3 protein-coding genes and 1 pseudogene are annotated in these 3118 nt (G+C 47.4%); 2 read left to right on the top strand and 2 right to left on the bottom strand.

Going from position 1 to position 3118, the window contains the following annotated elements; genetic code table 11:
• Positions 1-68: 68 nt before the first annotated feature.
• Positions 69-311 (bottom strand): annotated as a pseudogene (locus DI44_RS18340) (IS4 family transposase); the annotation flags it as partial.
• Positions 312-780: 469 nt separating this feature from the next.
• On the opposite strand from DI44_RS18340, the gene DI44_RS02670 reads away from it, so the two are divergent.
• The gene (locus tag DI44_RS02670) at positions 781-1242 is read left to right on the top strand and encodes a YobA family protein (RefSeq protein WP_014196625.1); all 462 of its coding nucleotides are present in this window, start codon (positions 781-783) and stop codon (positions 1240-1242) included.
• Between the two features lie 305 nt (positions 1243-1547).
• On the opposite strand, the gene DI44_RS02675 is transcribed toward DI44_RS02670, so the two are convergent.
• Entirely contained in the window at positions 1548-2060 is a 513-nt protein-coding gene (locus DI44_RS02675) for a hypothetical protein (RefSeq protein WP_011232374.1), read from the bottom strand.
• 701 nt (positions 2061-2761) lie between these two features.
• Here DI44_RS02675 and DI44_RS02680 point away from each other — a divergent pair.
• A complete protein-coding gene (locus DI44_RS02680) occupies positions 2762-3025 on the top strand; it encodes a hypothetical protein (protein WP_033026080.1) in 264 nt (87 codons plus the stop codon).
• Positions 3026-3118: the final 93 nt, after the last annotated feature.

Here is a 3118-nt window from a genome sequence, read left to right as displayed (position 1 = left end):
TTATCTAGCACCACGGGTATAAAAATTGCTCATCTACAGTCAATAACATAAATTTACACGAGTGTTGATTATACAAAATTAGACATACGCCTTCCATCAATTTGGGCATACTCAAACAAAGCAGCGGCCCTCCCCGATTTCCAATCGAGAGGAAGCTGCCCAGAGAAAAAACGGCGAACAAACGAAATGAAGGAAAGAGAGCGGTTCGTCCGTTTTTTGGTTTGATCATACAGCCATTGCAGCAACACATACGCAATGAACGCCGCAAACAGTTGATGGTATACCGCATTTTCGGTGGTGCCAAACGAGGGGGAATATGAGTAACGAAAAGGAGGCGGATCGCTCCGCCTTTTTGCATGGGTTTACGCACTGGAGATTATTTTGCACAAATTTTGCACGACAATGAAACTGAAAGTCTATAAACTTTGAAAAATCAAGGGTTGGAGGGCGGTGGTTTTACTCCCACTATCGGCATCCTTGGAATTCGATAGCCCACGATCGAAAATCGTGAAACCCTTGATACGACCGCATTTGCGGTCGTTTTTCATTTTCTGGGAGTTCCGAAAAAATTTTGCATGAACTTTGCATTTCTACCATCTAGATCATCCATGATTTCGTCAATCATCATGTTTTTTTAGTACCCATGATGGATTTGACAAACTGGAGCTTTTCATAAAAGAGTGAAACGATTTTTTCGTAAATGCGACTAATGTAACAAAGGAGGAGGAGATTGGGCTGAAAAGATGGCTTGCTTTCATTGCCGCCGTGTGGAGTGTTTGGTTGGCAGGTTGTAGCGGGCAAACTGACCGCTATGCCATTGAAGGGTATGTCGTGAGAAAAGAAGGGGGGAGCATTTTGGTTGTCAGTTCTGATCCGCAAGATTTTCGTTCCACAGGCGGGCTTAAAGAGTTTTATAATGCCATCTTGGTTTCTAGTGCACCAGCGCGAGTGAACATTGGTCAAAAAGTTCAAGTTTGGATAGATGGGGGGATTGCTGAATCGTATCCAGGCCAAGGGAAGGCGGGCAAAGTATTGGTTGTGCCAAGCTCTCCGCGTGATGGCGCCAGCTTATCGGAGGAGGAGGCGATTCGCCAAGCGTTGAAACAAGAAGAGAGTCGGCTCGAGCATATGATTCCTGTGATTCGGGCTGTTCATTATGACAAACAAGCGGACACTTGGATGATTCAAATAAAAGACGCCCATGAACGAACGGAATTCGACGTTCGGATCAAAGATGAATAAAAGCGTTTTGCCGCATGCGAAGCAAAAGCTGTCCTCCTCTTCCCAGCACGGGGGAGAGGGGGACAGCTTGTCGATGACGCGCCAAACAATTCGTTGGATTCCGAAAACAAGTCATTACGAAGACAACACCGAGACAAGCGGACGGTCCGGCAAGTAGAGCTGGGCGTTGTCGCTTTGGCCGGCCGCGATCCAGTCGCTTTGGGGGAATTTCTTTCGGACAGCCCCCGCGGTTCGTGTCTGGAAGGAATGTTTTTTCCATGTTGCGCTGCACAGCTCGCCCCTTGTCCATTTGTTCCCTTGTCGAGTTATTGCGCTTGCCGCAGGCTGGCGATGGATGCCTCATGTTCAATCGAGCGTTTGGAGAGGATGGCCAAAATGTGCTCGTGGCGTTCTTGGTTGACCTCGATCCTTTTGACAATTTGATCGATTTCCATGACCGCTTGTCGAATAGGAACGAGATCGTCTTTGGTCGCCATCTTTGCTTGAATTTCGTTTACGTTGGACTGGAGTCCGTTTACAGTGGAGCGAAGTTCAGCGAGTTCGTCTTTCGTGGCCATTTTCGCTTCGATGTCGTCCACTTTGGATCGGAGCTCGGCGAGTTCGTCTTTGGTGGCCATGTTGGTTTCAATGTTGTTTACTCTTGATTCGATGCTGTCTACTCTCGCCTCGATGCTGTTCACTCTCTCTTCGATGCTGCCCGCTCTCGCTTCGATCTTGTTCAGTTGATTTTTCATCTCGTTGACCTCGGATGTCAAGACGCCGACGCTCGAATGGAGTTGATCGAGTCGATCCAAAATTTGGTTAAGCAATGCTTCCATATGGATCATCCTTTCCAAGTGTGGATTGACGGTGATTCAAAACAGCTATTCATGGCTTTTGTTGCTTTCCTAACGCTGTCTGGACCTTGTTGGTGAAGGGGTTGCCAAAGGAGTCGATCATCCGTGGGCATGTGTGCAGCAGATTTGGGGACATCCAGCTTCCATTTTAGCATAAATCGTATGGGGGGAGACAAGGGATTTTTTGAAGAATGATGATGAACAGGGGCGACAAGTTCTAGAGGGCTGGTGATTTAGCGCAAAATATGGCTGATTCCTGCTATCTTTCAATTCGAGAAACGCGGCTGAATCGGCTTTCTTTTCTGATGAAATGCCATCGATTTGCAGGCCGTTCTCGTTTTTCACCATCCTTCTAGAGGGTGGGTGATTGGGTAAAAAAGACTATCGATTCGCATTCTTTCTCAATTAGAGAAACCCTTGCAAAACTGACTTTCTTTTTCCGTGAAAATCCCGTCAGCCAGCGGTGATTTTCATCCCCGGGTGGAGGGCAGATCGTGTTGCCCATGGAACTTTTCCGTGAAAATGCGCCGCTTTGATCAGCGATTTTCATGCCAGGGTAGGGAGCAACGCTTGCTTAGGAATGTTTTTTATTATTGTATTGACAAAGATATTCAATATCAATTATCATCTTAATTGATAAGGATTATCATTATTAAATATAGATTGAAGGAGGAATATGTAACGTGTTGCAGAAAAAATGGACCTCTCTTCTTGCCATGCTGATGGCGCTGTTCGTGCTGCTTGTGCCGTTGGCTCAACCGGCTGCGCCTGTCGAGGCCGCATCCAAGACAAGGGTGTTTAAGACGGAGCTTGGCAAGCTGGTGATCAAAGGTACCCCGAAGCGGATTGTCACGTTAAGCATGGCGGGGACAGATGCGGTTGTCACGTTAGGCTTAAAGCCAGTGGGGTATACGATTTCCAATTCTGGAACGGTGCCGTGTGAGTAAAATATTTGTGGGTGACATTCCGAAATGATCCCCGACGAGGGTTGCGAACTTTTGTTCGCGACGCTCGTCGGGGCCACCAAGCGAAGCGCGGCG

It is taken from the genome of Geobacillus sp. CAMR5420, assembly GCF_000691465.1.
In the GTDB taxonomy this organism is placed as follows: Bacteria; Bacillota; Bacilli; order Bacillales; family Anoxybacillaceae; genus Geobacillus; species Geobacillus thermoleovorans.
Note: the sequence above shows the minus strand (reverse complement) of the source record. Positions and strands in the feature narration are given on the sequence as shown.